Origin of the sequence: Colwellia sp. 6_MG-2023 (assembly GCF_030547765.1) — a bacterium.
GTDB lineage: Bacteria > Pseudomonadota > Gammaproteobacteria > Enterobacterales > Alteromonadaceae > Colwellia.
Map to the genome: position 1 here is coordinate 17,664 of NZ_JAUOPP010000033.1, position 16,899 is coordinate 34,562.

The following is a 16,899-nucleotide window of genomic DNA, read 5'->3' on the forward strand; positions in this document are numbered from 1 at the left end:
GCTCCCTGAATGAGTAAATTGGGAAATATCAATAATAGCGTTAGTAAATAAGTGATTAAATACTAACGTTAATTAGCTTACTTTCTCCTAAGCTCAAACTCTCATCTAAAACGTACTTACCAATGGATGTTCGATGTAAAGCTGTCACAGGGTTATTAAAGCGACCAAACATTCTTTTTATTTGATGATAACGCCCTTCTGTTAAGATAACTTCCGCCTGATATTGATTAATAATCGTCAAGGCGACTGGCTGAGTTGTAATATTCTCATAAGCAAAGTACATACCTGCAGAAAAAGCTGCAATATATTCTTGTGTTAATGGGTTTTGCAACGTAACTAAATAATGTTTAGCTACTTTGCTTTTTGGGGATGTTAATTTTTCAGACCAACGGCTATCATTAGTTAACAACACCAAACCTGATGTATTTAAATCTAAGCGCCCAACAATATGTAAACTCGCTTTTTCTTCAGCCGATAATAGTTCACCTAATAAGTCTATAACTGTTATATGTTTACTATCTTTGGTAGCGCACACAACCCCGATAGGCTTATACAACATAACGTACAAAGGTTGGTGTTGCTGAATAATCTTATTATCTAATGAAATAACAGAAAATTTATCAATAGATAAGGCAATATCTGTCGCGATCACCCCATCTACAGTTACTCTTTTTTGTGCTAATAATAAACGCACTTTTTTCCGATTAATTTGACAAGTTTCACTAATAAAGCGATCTAGACGAGCACGATTTATAGACATAATATAATAGTTACTAAATTAAAAAAGTTAATTTGATGAGACTAAATAGTATCTAAGGTTAACTGCTTAGCAACTAAATTAAGTACTTTTTGTAGTTTAATATGGAGCAACCCAGCAAGTATTTTATGCTGCTGGTTTAACATAGAAAACTCTGAATCAGTAATAGCAATATAGCAACTTAGTGTTTGATTTTTTTCACTGTTATTGTAATAGCTAAAAACATCATCGCTATAATGCTTTATTTCTGATTGAGCTTGGGCTTGTTTATGTATAGTAAAGCTGCTCGCTGTTTCTATAAATAGTTTAACGCTAAGCACAGCTTCTTCATTACCATACCAATTAGCAGTCATCGTTTGAAAATTAAATTGTGCTTCAAGTTTATTACATACCGATCTTATTTTAGTAAATTGCTGTACTAAATCATTACAAACAGAAATCGAAATAGGTAATTGTTCTGACATATTTTAGACTCAATTTAAAGCGACACATAAACGATATTATATCGTCAAACTATAATTAAAGCACGATGAGTAAGTGATTACCTAGAGACGATAAAAGAGCTCAAAAGTGAATAAATACTATCTTGATAAACTTTGCTATAATCTAAGTAAAGTTTTTTGTGAATAAGCCGATATATGGTTATTGAACATAATTATTAATTCATTCTGGAGTAGCGCTATGGCTATCAATATTACTAATGCACCAAGTTTCGCCCCCGAAAATGGCGGTAACGGTACAATTTTATCTGTTGCCGTAAAAGCAAAAGAGGTAGCCGAAGCTGAAGGAGAAATGGCATTGCAATTAATTCAAAGTGCAGCCCCTGTAGCTAGTTCAAACAATACAACTGCCAGCATTGGACAAAACATCAATATTAAAGCTTAACTCTATACGTTTAATAAGCTCATTTTAAAGACAGTTTATTCCATAATTATCATCGTTGATAAGCTATTCTTACTTTATCAAAGGGAATGATTTTCTTTGTCAGTCAGCTATGGGCTCTGCCCCCTGTTTTATTCATATTGTTGCCATAAAGAAGCTGCTACTTTGTCAATTGGCAATCTTTGTTCACTAAGTAACCATTTTACTATTTCAAAAGCTACATCAGGTGTCTTTTTATTTATTCTAGGCTTACACTTTTCCAGCCAATCAGCGACAATATCTTCATCTAATGTCCGCATTACCTCAGCAAATTTAAGATCATGTAATGCAAGTGCATTCGACTCTTGCTCCATTTGACCTTGTAATGGTTTAACGAGTAAAGGCAGCCCTAAATGCAAACATTCACTGATTAATTCAAAACCGCTATTTGATATAACCGCGCTAGCACGACACAAATCTTGTTTAAATCCTGCATAACAAGTGGCTCTTATCGATACATTCTTATCTTCGGTATTATTAACATCAGGAGAATATTGGATAAAATGTTTACTTGGAAATTGTTGTAATAACTTGGTTACTTTACTTTGATTTTCAAAGGGAAGATAAACTAAAACTACATCTTCATCCATTTTTCCAGTAAGACCGACATCAATAATTGGCGGTAAAGTGGATTGCTCAAAAGGTGCCCAGTGCAGCCCAATAGAATCCTTTGCTGGCGCAAAGTAATTCATCACGAATTCAGCGAGTAAACTTTTTCCGGCTCGCGGTGTATTATGACCAAAAGCATATTGATGCCCAATACCAAGTACTGGCTTTTTCTTTAGCTTTGCAGCCCAAGCGGTCACAGGTTCAAAATCGGTAATAATTAAATCATAATCGTCAATTGCCAACGTATGAGCATCATAAATAAATCGTAAAAAATTGTTATTGAATGCGGTTGCTAAATAATTAACTTTGCCATTTTGAACAATAAAAGTAAGCCCTTGTTTATAAATAAAATCACCAAAGATCTCCATATCAAAGAGCTTATCTTTAGGGCGGCCAGAAAAAAGAAAAGTCACCTCGACACCATTTTCTTTTAATTGCTTAGCCATAATTCGACTTCGAGCTATATGACCATTCCCTGTGGCTTGAACACCATATAATATTTTCACACCATCACCACAACATAAGCAATACTACTTCCTAAAGTAGCCCCTACCAGCGTATCTGTTGGAAAATGAACACCAAGTATTACCCGTGATATTGCAACACTCGTTGCCCAAAAATAAAGTGGTGATGCAATTAAACCTAGCTCAAGCACACATAAGTTAGCTAATAGAAATGCTGCCATGGTATGTCCAGAAGGAAAGCTAAACTGATCAGAGGCTTCAATTACACTGGTGAAGCCTGTCACTATTTCAGGTGGGCGCCTACGCTTTAAGCTATTTTTTAATACAAAATATAATAACCGCTCTATAGCACAAGCCCAAAGCAATATAATAACAAAGCGCTTTCCTTCTTGAGGACTTATTAGCCAATAGCATAATGGCAGTAGAAACTGCATATAACCATCACCCGTTCGAGAAATAATACGAACCATGGCAATAAACTGAGGATAAAATCGAGATTTTCTACACCATAATAATACACGAAGATCATACTGATAAATGTCATTTAGCATAGCCATTTCCTCTAGTTTCTTTGTTATATGTAGTAGTTGAATACTGCTCTCTTAAAGAGAATTTATCTAACAATCAAGCGAATCACACTAGAATTATTGATGCTTTTCAATATAACGAATGCGTTTTTTAGTAAGCAATTTATCAAGATCAACCACCACTAAACCATCAACACAATCATTAAAATCTGGATCAATATTAAATGCTGAAAAACTGACACCGCCCTCTTCACATAAAGAAGAATATTGCTTATAAAGTGTTGGTACACTTACACCACAATTCGCCAATAAATGCTTTAAAGTTACAAAATCTTTTTCTTTATCAGCACCATCAAATGCTGCAAGCAGTTCACCTTTTTCCATATCGTCAAGTTGAAAAGGTATTTTCGCTTTCGCTATCATTTCTTCACTCGGAAAATAATGCTGGTAGTAATGTACAAGTAAATTTTTGGCCGGTGTTGGTAAAGCATTACTAATACTGACAGGCCCAAACAAATAACGATATTGCGGATTTTTAGCTACAAACGCCCCTATTCCGACCCATAAATAGTCTAAACTTCGTTTTCCCCAATATTTTGGTTGAACAAAACTACGGCCTAACTCTAAGCCTTTGGCAAAGATTGGTGCCATACTGGGTTGATAATCAAATAACGTATTAGTATATATACCCTGAGATTGTGAGTTATCGATTAACTTCTGAGTTTCAGCAAAGCGATAGGCACCTACAACTTCTAAATCATCGTCGTCCCATAAAATCAAATGTAAATAATCTAGATCATACCCATCAACATCTCGACGCTTCCCCGTACCTTCGCCCACTAAACGAAAAGCAACTTCCCTAAGTCTGCCAATTTCGCGCATAATAGGTGAACAGCCTTGCTGACGATAAAGTAATATTTTCTTACCGTCTGCAGTATTACCCAATAACTCACACTGGCGAATAGCCGATCTAAGCTCAGCGCGATTCTCTGGATGAGCAATGGCTTTTTCTGTTTTTAATATTTCAGCTTTATTTCGAGCAATATTATACAAATGCTTTTTAAACAGTTTAACTTTACTGACTTGCGGCACATCAAGAGAATCAAAATATTCAAATGGAATAACATCACCAATTTTAATATTCATGCGCTTGTGCGCTTGTTTGAACATTTCCTTAATCAAGAGTAACGTAGACAATGGTTTGTACACTGCTGATATTGCATAGAAAAAAGCAGAATTTCGTGCATCCATATACACTGGAAGAATAGGCGATTGCGTAGCGGTAGCAAAATTAAGAAATCCTTTATGCCAACTACCATCACGTATCCCACTAGCTCCCATACGAGAGACCTCTCCTGCAGGAAAAATAATCACAGCTCCCTCGTTATTCAGGTGTTGGTATATGGCTTCAAGATTTTTTTTCGGCGTTTTATTACCCATATTATTCACGGGTAACAATAGAGAATGCAATGGTTTAACATTCATTAATAAGTCGTTGGCAACTACTTTAAAGTCTGGCCTAACTTCACTGATCATCTTTATTAGTGCAGCACCATCTAACGTGCCGATAGGATGATTCGCGATAATAATAACTTTACCGGTCGCCGGAATTTTTTCTCTATCTTTATCGCTGACACAGTAACCAAAATCAAAGTGATCGAGCATTGCTTCGGCAAAGTCTAGCCCCTTGGCATATGGATATTGTTTTTCGATAGTCAGTAAGGCTTTTTCATGCAACAGATAACGTAAAATGTTTCTGATACTTTTGCTCATCAATGACTGATGATTCATTTTTGGTAGGCTGTCACTAACAACTTGATCGACATTAAACATGTTCATTCCGCCATAATCAGATATTCACTGATTACTCAGAATATAGTACTTTTATGGCTAATATTTGACGTTTAAATGACAACTTTATGACATATTAATAAGTAATTAAACAACAGGAAAGTGTAGCGTCCGCTAAAGCATTATTGTTAATACTAACATCAAAAAATATTAATTCTTTAAGCTATGCAACCTTACGCCCTTTCGTGCTGTTTTTTTCAGGTACAATGTTAATAAGGTTACTAACATTATTAATTTTAGCCCAATAAACAAGTGATAAGTCTCCCCTGCTAGACTCTACTAACGCTGAACAGTTTTCAATCCAATCACCGTCATTTAGATACAGAATACCAGCTTCTTCAACGATTTCGGGGTGATGAATATGCCCACAAACAACACCATCAAAACCTTGTTTTTTTGCGGTATCGCAACACGCCTTTCTATATCGCGCTATTGCCTTGCCAGCCCCTTTCAATTTTCCTTTAATATAACTAGCTAATGACCAATAAGGCTGGCCTGATTTTACTCGAGCCCAGTTATACCAACGATTTAAAAACAACAAAAAATCATACAATAGATCCCCAACCCATGAATGCACAGGCCCAAAACAAACTTGTTGGTCAAACTGATCACCATGTAAAACCAGAAGTTTTTTACCTTGAGCTGTTATGTGTGTATAACTTCTATGAATCTCGATATCACCAAAATTCATTCCATCATACTTTTGAAGGGGTTCATCATGATTTCCTGGTAAATAAATAACGCGAGTGCCCTCAGAAGGTAAAGAGAGTAGTTTATGAAATAAGTTATTATGCGCTTTCGGCCAACGAAATTGTTTAGACATAGCCCACATATCTACAATATCGCCCACAAGATATAAGGTCTCTATTTGACTATGAATAAGAAAATCTAATAAATACTCAGCCTTACAGTCTTTACAACCTAAATGAATATCAGACAACCAAACAGTTTTATAATGCGTTTTTGACATAATAATTCCTATAATGAGTCATTATGGGCAAGGCTAATAAACGTTTCTTACAGTAGTGTGACTATTTTTTGAACATATCATGACAAGACATATGATGTAAGCAAGAAAGCCTAATATTGCGTGTTGATTTTTCTTTTGGTCATAAGAAAATCAGGCAAAAAAAAACGTTTACCTGAAATCAAGTAAACGCATTATAAAAACATGAAACACTAAGGGAATAAGTATCTTCATATAGTAAGAGTAGTTATTCGTCTTAAAGTTCCCAATACCATGAAAATAATTAAACTTTATATTTTTTATAAAATTTAATTATCGTTAAATAGAAAAAACACTTACCACATATAATGCTAAGACCCTTAACTTAATAACATTTTTTGTGATACTTACTTTTAGAATACTAATTTTCAGCAAGCTAACTTTAAAAGTACTGATTGCCATATTACGCTCTATTTCATACCCCCTAAACAAATCTGGCCCTAAAAGCTGTAGGTGTTAGCCCTATTGTTTTAATAAATACCTTACGAAAACTATTTACATCATCATAACCTATGCTATGAGCAATTTGCTCAAAGCTTTGTGTTGTTGATTCTAATGATTCACATGCTTTTTGCACTCTAACTCTTTGAATATACTCAAAAGGCTTTATTGTTGTCGCATGAGTAAAATGACGTAAAAATGTTCGCTCGCTCATGCAAGCGACAACAGCCAAATCAGCCATCTTTAGTGATATATTATAATTTGCTTGTATATAATATTGAGCTTTTAAAATTTGATGATTGCCATGGCTAAATTTAGGTGTAAAAGTCTCATAGTAGCGCTGCTCTCTTTTACCCGTATCTACAATAAGGTACTTTCCAAGCTTACGCATAATATTTGGCCTAGAAAATTGGGCGACGATTTCTAACCCTAAATCAATCCATGATGTAAGCCCGCCAGCACTAATTATGTCTCCATCATTTATCAATAAACGCTCTATTTGGAGTGATACTTTGGGGTACTGATCCTTAAATTTATCGGCTAATTGCCAGTGTGTTGTCGCTATCCTGTTATCCAACAACCCTGTTTTGGCAAGTATAAATGCGCCTGCACAAGTAGAGCATAATATCGTTCCTCTCTTGTGCGCCTCTTTGATAAATTGTAATAACGCTGGTTGAGGCTTATTGTGATAACTATCATCTAAGCTAGGAGGAAGAATAACTATATCACTTTGAACCACACCTACTAATTCCTCGCTTGGTTTCACAATTAAAACTGTAAATTGCATATCAAGCTCGCTATCTCTAATTATCTGATTAGATAATAAAAATAGTTCTTGTAAGCCGTGAACTGCACTTTGTAGCGCGTTAGGGTAATCAATAATTATTACACAAATAGACTTTGTCATTTTTGCACTGTTTAATGGCAATTTCGCCATAGGCATTCTTAAGAAGGATTTCGCATAATACCTTTAACAAAACAGTGAAACAACACAAGAGGGTTATTATGTCTACTATTGCTTTATTATTAATTGATTTTCAAAACGACTATTTTTCAAGCTACAATGGAGCTAAATGGGCGCTGTCTGGTACTGAGACAGCATCATTAAATGCAGCAACTCTATTAACTAAATTTCGCCAGAAAAAATTACCTGTCATTCATGTTCGTCATGAATTTCCTTCTGATGATGCTCCATTTTTTTTACCTGAATCTAAAGGTGCACAAATTCACAACAGCCTTACGCCGCTTGAAAGTGAACCTGTTATTTTGAAACATCAAATTAATAGCTTTAAAGATACGGACCTACAAAAAATCATTAATGATCTTAATGTAGATAAATTAATTATTGTTGGTGCAATGAGTCATATGTGTATTGATGCTGTTACCCGTGCAGCTGTAGATTTTGGCTATGAGTGCCATGTTGCTCACGATGCTTGTGCGACATTAGATCTCGAGTTTAATGGTGTCATAGTGCCGGCAACTCAGGTTCATCATGCATTTATGGCTGCATTAAACTTTGGATATTGTAATGTAGATAGCACTGATAAATTATTAACGTTAGTTAATTAGCAGAGCAAAATTTATATTGTTATAGTGGATGGCATATTCAATTAAATGTTAATTATTGTTCAAAAAAGTAATAGTTTATGTAGGATAAATATGCGATTTAACAGCATAACGTTTTTGTTATAAGCTTTATATACTGCATTATTTAATTTTAATCGGTAATGAATTACACCGCATTCATTACCGATTTTTTATGAATTATTTAAGACCTTATCATCACTATTTTTTAGTTAAAGCCAGCTAAAAATCAAGCTTAACAATATGAAAGTTTGTTCATATTTTAATGGTAATATTCCAGTGCTATACTTTTTTGACTAATAAAAAGACAGATATGAAATTAAATTCATATCTCTTATATTAGTGAAACTAAAGTGATTAAATTGATTATTAAAAATAATATAAAAATTATAATTATCCTTAGTTATAAGATTTTATAAAAATAAAAATTCAATTTAATTATTCCTTTTTATATTTAGCGCCGCTTCACTATGAATAATTTAGAACAAAGAATAACGGTAAAGCATTATCTATTTTGTCGAGCAAAATAATATTCGCTCTTAAATATGTAGTGTCATTATCATTCATAGGTGTTCTAGCTGCTTAAGTATAAATATTTATATCAGGCTGTAGCTATAAGGTATTAAATAATGTCGAATAAAAGTGGGGGCTTTTTTTCTTTCTTAATGAAAGATAAAATAATTGCTAAATCGGGGTTTAATCGCTGGCTAGTCCCGCCAGCATCTATTGCAATTCATTTATGTATTGGTTCTGTTTACGCATGGAGTATATTTAATCCTGCGCTAATTAGGGAGTTAGGGGTCGTTACTAGCTCATCTGGCGACTGGTCATTAAGTAATGTCGTTTGGATATTCTCTGTTGCTATTGTTTTTCTTGGCTTATCTGCTGCTGTCGCTGGAAAGTGGCTCGAAGAAGTTGGCCCTCGTTGTGTTGGTGTTACCGCCGCATTTCTTTGGGGCGGTGGCTTTATCATTGGTAGTTTTGGTATATCTACCCATCAATTATGGCTTGTTTACTTAGGCTATGGTGCCCTTGGCGGGTGTGGCCTAGGTTTAGGTTATGTTTCCCCTGTATCCACCTTGCTCCGTTGGTTCCCAGATAAGCGAGGGATGGCTACCGGTATGGCTATTATGGGTTTTGGTGGTGGTGCCATGATCGGCGCACCTCTCATCTCCTCGTTATTAAAATTCCATGCTGTAGCACCGACTTATCTAGGTACCGAAAGTAGTGTAAAACTAATAACTGAGGCAGGTAAGCGTTTTGCAGAAACAGCTTCTGGCACAGTAGAAGTTATTGTGGCAACCGCGCATGAAGCCGCGGAAATGGCCTTTCCTGGTGATGCAGGTGTTTATGTTGTTGGTACTGGTGATACTGGTGCAGCAGGCACATTTTTAACATTAGGCATTGTGTATTTTATTGTAATGATTGTCGCATCACTCTCATACCGTGTTCCTCCTGAGGGGTGGACCCCTGATGGGTGGACCCCTCCAGATAAAGATGCATCTGCCAAAAGCATGATTACTCATAACAATGTACATATTGATCAAGCATTAAAAACACCGCAATTCTGGAAATTATGGGTTGTTCTTTGCTTCAACGTAACGGCAGGTATTGGCGTTATAGGTGTTGCTAAAACCATGATGGTTGATATTTTTGGCTCAACGTTGCCTGATGTAGCGACCGCAACCTTTGCCGGCACTTATGTACTCATGATTTCGGTATTTAATATGTGTGGTAGATTTTTCTGGGCATCAATTTCCGATTTCATTGGAAGGAAAAACACTTACCATTTCTTCTTCGTATTAGGGACTATGCTCTACTTATCGATACCTTATGCTGCCTCTCAAGTAAGTGCTGATCCATCTACGGTATGGTTAATTATGTTCTACGCCGCAACAATGGTTATTTTCACTATGTATGGTGGCGGTTTTTCAACTATTCCAGCTTACTTAGCTGATATATTTGGTACTTTGCATGTTGGCGGAATACATGGCCGCTTACTTACAGCATGGGCTACAGCAGGTGTTCTTGGTCCATTTGCTATTACATACCTAAGAAATATGTCTGTGAATGATGCGATAGCCGATTTGGTTTCAAAAATAGATCCTGCGGTATTTCAAGCTAAATTTGGCTCTGCCGTTAGTCAGTTAAATGAGCTTGTTGCCGCAAAAACAGTAACCGTAAGTAATTTAATGGAATTAGTTCCAGCGGGTACTGTTGATCCAACACCAAGTTTATATAATAGCACTATGTATGCTATGGCTGGTTTGTTAGTTATTGCTTTTTTTGCTAACTTAACAATTCGTCCTGTAGCCGCTAAACATCATGTGGAAAATACGCATGGTTAACAGTTAGTATTTGACTGATAAAGAACAATAAAAGCCGCGTTAACTTATAGTTAAAGCGGCTTTTATATATTTATTTAGAGAATATTATAAATCCCAAGGTAGCATATCTTCTAAATCTGCAATATCACCACAAGCGGTCGACTCATAGCCAGCTAACTTTGATACTTCCTCATGAAACTTATCACTTTTTATTTCAGTAATTAAACGCTTTACCGAGAGTTCTTTTAGGGTATTTTGATGACAAACCAATACATAATGTTCAGTAGTTAATGGGATAAAATCTAAGCCGAATTGACGTGCTGCTGTTTCAATACCAATACCAACATCTGCCATCCCTGAAGCGACATAAGCGGCTATAGCGGAGTGTGTAAATTCAAACCGATCAAAGCCAATAACATCATTAGACTCAATTGATGACCTTGCTAATAATTCATCTATCAATAATCGTGTACCTGAGTGTTTTTGGCGATTAATAAATTTAACACTACTCTTTTTTAAATCTTCGATTTTAGAAATATTTTTAGGGTTATCTTTTTGAACTATCAAGCCTTGTTTACGTGTAACAAAGCGAATCACTTTATAGGTATTTGCTTTAAAGTATTTACTATAAATATCAATCAACCTTTGGCTAACAATATCAGTAGGTAAGTGAAATGCAGCTATATTGCACTCACCTTTACTTAACGCATCAAATGATTCTTCATAACTTCGGTATTGCAGATCTAATTTAAATTTATTAGTAAAGTTAGGTAGTAAAGCAATAGCATAACCATAGCTTGCTGCAATCTTTAACAAAGGCTCCTTAACCATTAAATGTTTTTGTATTTCTAAATTTAATTCTGACGCAATACTGATTAATTGAGGTTCAAATCGTGCTTGAGCTCTTTGTTCAGCCCAAAGTAACTTCTCACCTAGCGGTGTTAACAACGCCCCTCTTCCTTTTTTTAATTCAACTAAATCAGAACCGAAAAAATCAGTCCACTTTTTTAATACATTCCAAACATGGCGATAAGACATGCCTAACTCTGTTGCCGCTACCGTCAATTTTCCAGAATGATGGACAGAGCTGAGCAACACAAAAAGTCGAGGATCTACATACTCGCCCTGTTCATCATAAAATGACCACGCTGGTTTAATTTTAATTCTCTTAGACATCACTATTTTATCGGTCATTTTTCACCTTTTATTATTTTAATTTTAAAGTTTAGCTGTTTAAACCATAGATAATTTCTTGTTCTGCTAGTTTCTAATTTTTATATTTCACAATTAAATCATACCTTTAAATCGATTAAAAAAAGAACTCATTTATGAAATATTGTTCATATTCTTATAGCAAACCAATGGTGATATAGTCAGCGTATAAAAAGAACTATAGACAATAACAAATATGCAATTTATTTCATATATGTATTTTGTCACAACCATCTAGGAGTTTGTATGCAAATCGAATTATCTTCCCCATTGTCCAATGTGGAAAACATCATTGATTCTTTAAAAAACAAAAAAGGCTCTTTGCTACCTATATTACATGCCATTCAAAAAGAAGTGGGTTATATAGCACCTCAGGCAATAGAGAGAATAGCGACAAAGTTGAAACAAACACCAGCAGAGATTCATGGTGTCATTAGTTTTTATCATCAATTTCGTGTAGCCCCTCCAAGTGACTATCAAATTCAGATTTGCCGAGCAGAAGCTTGCCAATCTCGAGGAAGTAGGCAGCTTGAAGAACACGCCAAAGATCTTTTAAATATTGACTACCACGAAATGACAAATGATAAAAAATTCAGTTTGGATAGCGTTTATTGCCTAGGTAACTGCGCAACAGGACCTAACATTCGAGTTAATGATGATCTTCATGGTCGCATTTCTAATGAAAAATTTGAACAGATCATTGCTAATTTAAACAGCAAATCTAAGTGAGATAGACGATGAAAATTTTTATTCCACGAGAAAGTACCGCAATTTCATTAGGGGCACATGATGTTGCTCAAGCATTTACCGATTATTCATCTCAACACAATATTGACATCAGCATAATAAGAAATGGCTCCCGTGGGTTATATTGGTTAGAGCCGATGATTGAAGTTGAAACACCACAAGGGCGAATGGCATATGGCCCAGTAGAATCAGCAGATGTTGCAAGTATTATCGAAGACATCACTAATAATATCCTCCATGAAAAACAACCTGCGCATTCACTAGCACTGGGTTTAACAGAAAATATTCCTTATCTCAAAAAGCAAACACGCATAACATTTGCTCGCACAGGTATTATTGACCCAATTTCTCTAGCGGATTACCTCGCTTTAGATGGCTTCAAAGGTTTACAAAAATCACTTGAGCTATCTACACAAGAAATTGTGACAACGATTGTAGATTCAGGTCTTCGTGGCCGAGGTGGCGCTGCTTTTCCTACCGGTATCAAATGGCAAACGGTAAGAGATGCAACTGCCGAGCAAAAATATATCGTTTGTAATGCAGATGAAGGAGATTCTGGTACCTTTGCCGATAAATTAGTAATGGAGTGTGATCCCTTTATGCTAATTGAAGGAATGATTATCGCTGGATTGGCTGTTGGTGCGGATCAAGGATATATTTATTTACGTTCCGAATACCTTATTGCTGATGAAATATTACAACAAGCAATTGAAATTGCCTATGAAGCAGGTTATTTAGGTAATAACATTTGTAATAGCGGTAAAACCTTTAATTTAGAAGTAAGATTAGGCGCTGAAGCCTATATTTGCGGGGAAGAAACCGCTCTTTTAGAATCCATAGAAGGTAAAAGAGGCCTAGTGCGCTTCAAGCCACCATTACCAGCTTTAGAAGGGCTGTTTGGTAAGCCAACTATTGTAAATAATGTACTGTCGTTAGCTGCTGTTCCTTTTATTATGAGTGAAGGTAGTCATTCATATCAACAGTATGGCACTAATCGCTCACGAGGTACTTTACCTTTTCAGCTAGCGGGTAATGTTAAGCAAGGAGGCTTAATTGAATTACCGTTTGGCTCAAGTTTAAAAGATCTTATTGATGAATTTTCTGGTGGTACCGCCAGCGAACGTCCAATAAAAGCGGTTCAAGTCGGTGGACCATTAGGTGCCTATTTACCAACGAATAAATTAGATATCCCACTTGATTATGAAGCCTTTTCTAAAGCTTCTGCCGTGTTAGGTCATGGTGGCATTGTCGTCTTTGATGACAGCGTTGATATGCTAGAGCAAGCCCGTTTTTCAATGGAGTTTTGTGTTGTTGAATCTTGTGGCAAATGTACCCCTTGTAGAATTGGTTCAACCCGTGGTGTAGAAGTCATTGATCGTATAAAAAACGATGAGCGCCGCGCTGATAATATGGCTTTACTTAACGACCTTTGCGACACCATGGTTGATGGATCTTTATGTGCAATGGGCAGTATGACCCCAATACCAGTACGTAGTGCTTTCACTGATTTCCCTCAAGATTTCTATTTAACGACACAGGTAAACAATCATGATTAATTATTTTGATCCGGCAACAAACACAACCTCTAATAAGCCAATCGATTTTAATAAAGATTATGGCACTCCTGCCAGCACTTCAACACAAAAAGTGTCTATCGAAATTGATGGAGTAACAATAACAGTTCCTGCAGGTACCTCCGTTATGCGTGCTGCGGCAATGGCTGATATTAATATTCCTAAACTGTGTGCTACAGATAACATTGAAGCATTCGGTTCATGTCGTTTATGTGCTGTACAAATTAAAGGTATGCGAGGCTACCCAACATCTTGTACGACACCAGTAAAAGAAGGCATGGTAGTGTCTACTGAAAATAATGACATTGCAAAACTGCGCCGTAATATTATGGAGCTATACATCTCTGATCACCCACTTGATTGCTTAACCTGCTCAAGTAATGGAGATTGTGAATTACAAGATATGGCCGGAGCCGTTGGCTTACGTGAAGTACGTTATGGCTTTGATGGTGATAATCATCTTGACGCTAAAATTGATGAGTCGAACCCTTATTTCACTTTCGAACCGAGTAAATGTATTACCTGTTCTCGTTGCGTTAGAGCCTGTGAAGAAGTCCAAGGTACCTTTGCCTTAACTATTGAAGGTCGAGGTTTTGCTTCAAAAGTGAGTGCTGGTACTAGCGAAAACGACTTCTTATCTTCTGATTGTGTCTCTTGTGGTGCCTGTGTACAAGCTTGCCCTACTGCCACACTCACAGAAAAGTCAGTTATTGAAAAAGGCCAGCCAGAACATAGCGTTATTACAACATGTGCATATTGTGGTGTTGGTTGTTCATTTAAAGCTGAAATGAAAGGCGAAGAAGTGATACGAATGGTGCCCTACAAAGGCGGTAAAGCTAATCAAGGCCACTCTTGTGTAAAAGGTCGTTTTGCTTTTGGTTATGCTACCCATAAAGATCGCGTCACCGAACCTATGATCCGTGACAGCATTGATCAACCTTGGAAAGTTGTTAGCTGGGACGAAGCATTAGCGTTTTCAGCTAACAAAATTAAAAACATTCAAACTAAATATGGCCGAGAAAGCGTTGGCGGTATTACTTCATCACGCTGTACTAATGAAGAAACCTATTTAGTACAAAAGCTTATTCGCGCTGCTTTTGGTAATAATAATACCGACACCTGCGCACGTGTATGTCATTCGCCTACCGGTTATGGACTAAAAGCTACTATTGGTGAAGCAGCAGGAACACAAACCTTTGACTCAGTGATGAAGTCTGATGTGGTCATGGTTATTGGCGCAAATCCAACTGACGCCCATCCAGTATTTGCTTCACAACTACGTAAACGTTTACGCCAAGGGGCTGAGTTAATTGTAATAGATCCAAGAAGTATTGACTTACTAAATACCGCTCACATAAGTGCTAATCATCACTTACCATTAAAACCAGGCACAAACGTTGCCATGATCAATGCCATAGCACACGTAATACTTAGCGAAGGTTTAGAGGACAAAAACTTCATTGAACAACGTACCGATGAATACAACGAGTGGCGTGAATTTATTCTTGATGAGATCAATTCTCCTGAAGCAATGGAAAGTATTACCACCGTAAGTGCTGAACAAATTCGTATTGCTGCTCGTGCGTTTGCTAAAGCAAAAAATGGTGCTATCTATTATGGTTTAGGCGTTACCGAGCATAGCCAAGGTTCAACCATGGTAATGGGTATTGCCAACTTAGCATTAGCTACCGGCAATATTGGCCGAGAAGGCGTGGGTATTAACCCTTTACGTGGTCAAAATAATGTTCAGGGTTCATGTGATATGGGCTCATTCCCACAAGAGTTACCAGGTTATCAGCATGTAAGTGATGATGTATTACGTGCAAAATTTGAGAAAAATTGGGGAGTAACCCTAGACAACGAACCAGGGTTCCGTATTCCAAATATGTTTGATGCAGCTATTGAAGGAACGTTCAAGGCCATGTATGTACAAGGTGAAGATATTTTACAATCAGACCCTAATACCCAGCATGTACAAGCCGCACTAGCATCGTTAGAATGCTTAATTGTTCAAGATATTTTTCTAAATGAAACAGCATTATACGCTCATGTATTTTTACCTGGCTCTTCATTTTTAGAAAAAGATGGTACTTTTACCAATGCAGAACGACGTATCAATCGAGTGCGTAAAGTAATGAAGCCATTGGCTGAATTTGCCGACTGGGAAGTTACCCAAAAGTTATCTAATGCATTAGGCTATCCGATGAATTATCAACATCCATCTGAAATAATGGATGAAATTGCATCATTAGTACCTACGTTCAGTAAGGTTAGTTACGAAAAACTGGACAAGCAAGGTAGTATTCAATGGCCTTGTAACGACGAGTTTCCTGATGGCTCACCCATCATGCATGTGGACAACTTTCCAATTGGTAAAGGGCGTTTTGCGATCACGCCATACCTTGCCAGTGAAGACCGTGCTAATAAAAGATTCCCGCTATTACTCACTACTGGGCGAATACTCAGTCAATATAATGTAGGAGCACAAACACGACGTACCGACAATCAAACTTGGCACAAAGAAGACCTACTTGAAATACACCCTAATGATGCCGAAGAAAGAGGCATTAATGACGGTGACTGGTTAGGTATTACGAGTCGGGCTGGCGATACTGTCTTAAGAGCTAAAGTTAGTGAACGTATGCAAAGTGGTGTGGTATTTACTACTTTCCATCACCCGATAAGTGGAGCTAACGTTATTACCACCGACAGTTCAGATTGGGCAACAAATTGTCCTGAATATAAAGTTACCCCTGTACAGGTTGAAAAAGTCACCTCTCCATCAGATTGGCAGACGCGTTATAAAAAGTTTAGTGCTCAACAAAAAGAGCACTTTAAACGTTCACCTAAAAAACAAAAAGCTAGCATAGGAAGTTAAG

General features: G+C 36.7%; 14 protein-coding genes. 6 read left to right on the plus strand and 8 right to left on the minus strand.

The annotated features are described in order from the left end of the window. Nucleotides 1–55: 55 nt before the first annotated feature. Both Q4503_RS17225 and Q4503_RS17230 read right to left on the minus strand, forming a co-directional pair. Nucleotides 56–760 carry a pseudouridine synthase gene (locus tag Q4503_RS17225; RefSeq protein WP_303603018.1) on the minus strand — a complete coding sequence of 235 codons (705 nt, stop codon included), beginning with the start codon at nt 758–760 and terminating at the stop codon, nt 56–58. 41 nt (nt 761–801) lie between these two features. After that, nucleotides 802–1,221 (minus strand): hypothetical protein, encoded by a 420-nt coding sequence (locus Q4503_RS17230; protein ID WP_303603019.1) that lies wholly within the window; start codon nt 1,219–1,221, stop codon nt 802–804. Between the two features lie 217 nt (nt 1,222–1,438). Between Q4503_RS17230 and Q4503_RS17235 the strand changes: the two genes are divergently transcribed. Then, nucleotides 1,439–1,642 (plus strand): cytoplasmic protein, encoded by a 204-nt coding sequence (locus Q4503_RS17235; RefSeq protein WP_215974278.1) that lies wholly within the window; start codon nt 1,439–1,441, stop codon nt 1,640–1,642. Between the two features lie 128 nt (nt 1,643–1,770). Here the strand turns inward: Q4503_RS17235 and Q4503_RS17240 are convergent, their stop codons facing one another. The 5 genes from Q4503_RS17240 to Q4503_RS17260 form a co-directional block, all read right to left on the minus strand. After that, entirely contained in the window at nt 1,771–2,793 is a 1,023-nt protein-coding gene (locus tag Q4503_RS17240) for an MJ1255/VC2487 family glycosyltransferase (protein WP_303603020.1), read from the minus strand. After that, nucleotides 2,790–3,302, minus strand: coding sequence for a phosphatase PAP2 family protein (locus Q4503_RS17245; protein ID WP_252727649.1), 513 nt, complete (start codon nt 3,300–3,302; stop codon nt 2,790–2,792). The genes Q4503_RS17240 and Q4503_RS17245 overlap by 4 nt, the downstream gene beginning before the upstream one ends. A gap of 93 nt (nt 3,303–3,395) precedes the next feature. Continuing rightward, nucleotides 3,396–5,111: a lysophospholipid acyltransferase family protein gene (locus tag Q4503_RS17250; RefSeq protein ID WP_303603021.1), complete on the minus strand. Its 1,716-nt coding sequence runs from the start codon at nt 5,109–5,111 to the stop codon at nt 3,396–3,398. 181 nt (nt 5,112–5,292) lie between these two features. Continuing rightward, nucleotides 5,293–6,099 (minus strand): UDP-2,3-diacylglucosamine diphosphatase, encoded by an 807-nt coding sequence (locus Q4503_RS17255; protein ID WP_303603022.1) that lies wholly within the window; start codon nt 6,097–6,099, stop codon nt 5,293–5,295. A 460-nt stretch (nt 6,100–6,559) separates the two neighbouring features. Further along, nucleotides 6,560–7,513: a GlxA family transcriptional regulator gene (locus tag Q4503_RS17260; protein ID WP_252727648.1), complete on the minus strand. Its 954-nt coding sequence runs from the start codon at nt 7,511–7,513 to the stop codon at nt 6,560–6,562. 68 nt (nt 7,514–7,581) lie between these two features. On the opposite strand from Q4503_RS17260, the gene Q4503_RS17265 reads away from it, so the two are divergent. Then, nucleotides 7,582–8,145 carry a cysteine hydrolase family protein gene (locus Q4503_RS17265; RefSeq protein ID WP_303603023.1) on the plus strand — a complete coding sequence of 188 codons (564 nt, stop codon included), beginning with the start codon at nt 7,582–7,584 and terminating at the stop codon, nt 8,143–8,145. Between the two features lie 644 nt (nt 8,146–8,789). Then, nucleotides 8,790–10,508, plus strand: a complete 1,719-nt coding sequence (locus Q4503_RS17270; RefSeq protein ID WP_215974273.1) for an OFA family MFS transporter — start codon at nt 8,790–8,792, stop codon at nt 10,506–10,508. A gap of 84 nt (nt 10,509–10,592) precedes the next feature. Here the strand turns inward: Q4503_RS17270 and Q4503_RS17275 are convergent, their stop codons facing one another. Next, nucleotides 10,593–11,681: a substrate-binding domain-containing protein gene (locus tag Q4503_RS17275; RefSeq protein ID WP_303603024.1), complete on the minus strand. Its 1,089-nt coding sequence runs from the start codon at nt 11,679–11,681 to the stop codon at nt 10,593–10,595. 264 nt (nt 11,682–11,945) lie between these two features. Between Q4503_RS17275 and Q4503_RS17280 the strand changes: the two genes are divergently transcribed. The 3 genes from Q4503_RS17280 to fdhF are packed head-to-tail and all read left to right on the plus strand — an operon-like array spanning nt 11,946 to nt 16,898. Then, nucleotides 11,946–12,428, plus strand: a complete 483-nt coding sequence (locus Q4503_RS17280) for an NAD(P)H-dependent oxidoreductase subunit E (protein WP_303603025.1) — start codon at nt 11,946–11,948, stop codon at nt 12,426–12,428. A gap of 8 nt (nt 12,429–12,436) precedes the next feature. Then, nucleotides 12,437–14,002, plus strand: coding sequence for an NADH-quinone oxidoreductase subunit NuoF (locus Q4503_RS17285; protein ID WP_303603026.1), 1,566 nt, complete (start codon nt 12,437–12,439; stop codon nt 14,000–14,002). Further along, nucleotides 13,995–16,898, plus strand: a complete 2,904-nt coding sequence (gene fdhF / locus Q4503_RS17290; RefSeq protein ID WP_215974269.1) for a formate dehydrogenase subunit alpha — start codon at nt 13,995–13,997, stop codon at nt 16,896–16,898. The genes Q4503_RS17285 and fdhF overlap by 8 nt, the downstream gene beginning before the upstream one ends. Nucleotide 16,899 lies beyond the last annotated feature (1 nt).

Coding starts and splice junctions, on each gene's coding strand:
- Q4503_RS17245 (WP_252727649.1), bottom strand. CDS start 3,302: ATGCTAAATGACATTTATCAGTATGATCTTCGTGTATTATTATGGTGT.
- Q4503_RS17275 (WP_303603024.1), bottom strand. CDS start 11,681: ATGACCGATAAAATAGTGATGTCTAAGAGAATTAAAATTAAACCAGCG.
- Q4503_RS17285 (WP_303603026.1), top strand. CDS start 12,437: ATGAAAATTTTTATTCCACGAGAAAGTACCGCAATTTCATTAGGGGCA.
- Q4503_RS17255 (WP_303603022.1), bottom strand. CDS start 6,099: ATGTCAAAAACGCATTATAAAACTGTTTGGTTGTCTGATATTCATTTA.
- Q4503_RS17230 (WP_303603019.1), bottom strand. CDS start 1,221: ATGTCAGAACAATTACCTATTTCGATTTCTGTTTGTAATGATTTAGTA.
- Q4503_RS17225 (WP_303603018.1), bottom strand. CDS start 760: ATGTCTATAAATCGTGCTCGTCTAGATCGCTTTATTAGTGAAACTTGT.
- Q4503_RS17250 (WP_303603021.1), bottom strand. CDS start 5,111: ATGTTTAATGTCGATCAAGTTGTTAGTGACAGCCTACCAAAAATGAAT.
- Q4503_RS17235 (WP_215974278.1), top strand. CDS start 1,439: ATGGCTATCAATATTACTAATGCACCAAGTTTCGCCCCCGAAAATGGC.
- Q4503_RS17280 (WP_303603025.1), top strand. CDS start 11,946: ATGCAAATCGAATTATCTTCCCCATTGTCCAATGTGGAAAACATCATT.
- Q4503_RS17265 (WP_303603023.1), top strand. CDS start 7,582: ATGTCTACTATTGCTTTATTATTAATTGATTTTCAAAACGACTATTTT.
- Q4503_RS17270 (WP_215974273.1), top strand. CDS start 8,790: ATGTCGAATAAAAGTGGGGGCTTTTTTTCTTTCTTAATGAAAGATAAA.
- fdhF (WP_215974269.1), top strand. CDS start 13,995: ATGATTAATTATTTTGATCCGGCAACAAACACAACCTCTAATAAGCCA.
- Q4503_RS17260 (WP_252727648.1), bottom strand. CDS start 7,513: ATGGCGAAATTGCCATTAAACAGTGCAAAAATGACAAAGTCTATTTGT.